Genomic DNA, 1184 nt, shown 5'->3' with positions numbered 1-1184 from the left:
GGCTGTGTATTACAAACCGAGCTTGCCTTAGAAGTATATGATAGTCCTATGATCGAGGCACCAGCAGAAGCACTTTCTCAATGCGATGATGATGGGGATGGCTTTTCCATTTTTGATTTAACCCAAGTAGAAGACGAGGTATTGAATGGTCAAGACCCAACACCTTTTTCAGTTACGTATCACCAAGAAGAGCAAGAAGCCGAAGACGGAGTCAATGCAATCACCAATCCAGGTGGTTATGAAAATGAAACCAATCCGGAAAGCATTTGGATACGTGTAACCGATACCACGACACCAACGGGTTGTTACAATGTAGTAGAGTTAACACTTGAGGTAAACCCTTTACCAACAATCAGTCAGCCTGCTCCTTTAGCGGTTTGTGATGATCTAGCCAGCGGTAGTGATATCGATGAATTGAGTGTATTTGATTTAACGACTCAAGAAGGATTTATCACCAATAATAATAGCAGTTATAGTGTAAGTTGGTATGCAACTGATGATCCTACTCAGGTAGATGTCTCCAATGCTATAGCCACACCAAGTGCTTATACCAACACGATGAACGAGCAAACGATTACAGCAGTAGTGACCGATGAGAATGCTTGTAGTATAGCTACCACCTTAACCTTAGTGGTCAATCCACTTCCATCACCGACTCCTAGCTCAGAGCTTGATCCTTATATTGTGTGCGATGATGATAATGATGGTTTTGCAGAATTTGATTTAAGCACTCAGGATGATTTGATAGCCAATGGAGAAGCCGATGTAGCAATTAGTTACTATGCGACTGCTGAAGATGCCGAAGAGGGTTTTGCCTCTGATGAGCTGCCGACTTTATATGGGAACACAACAGCCTTTAGTCAAGTGATTTATGCACGTTCTACCAATACTGTGACGGGTTGTTACCGTTATGTAGAATTAACCTTAGAGGTTCGTAGTTTACCCAGCTTTGCAGCAGAATTAGAAGATTTATTTTCTTGTGATGAGGCCGATGGAGATACCACCGCTATATTTGATTTGACCGAGAATGAATCAACTATTTATGGAGATGCAGATCCATCACTTTACACGCTAGCTTATTACACTAGTGAAGCCGATGCTCTTTCTTCCACCAATCCAATCGGTGTTCCCACTGCGTATTCTAACCAAGGAGTAAGTCCTTTAACAGTTTGGGTACGTTACGC

At 42.2% G+C, this 1184-nt stretch carries 1 pseudogene; it reads left to right on the top strand.

What is annotated here, in order from left to right:
• Positions 1 to 1184, top strand: a pseudogene (locus tag D9R05_RS15415) (hypothetical protein); the annotation flags it as partial.

It is taken from the genome of Mesonia aquimarina, assembly GCF_003667275.1.
GTDB classification, from domain to species: Bacteria; Bacteroidota; Bacteroidia; order Flavobacteriales; family Flavobacteriaceae; genus Mesonia; species Mesonia aquimarina.
The sequence above is the reverse complement of the archived record's forward strand: the minus strand, read 5'-3'. Positions and strand labels throughout refer to the sequence as shown.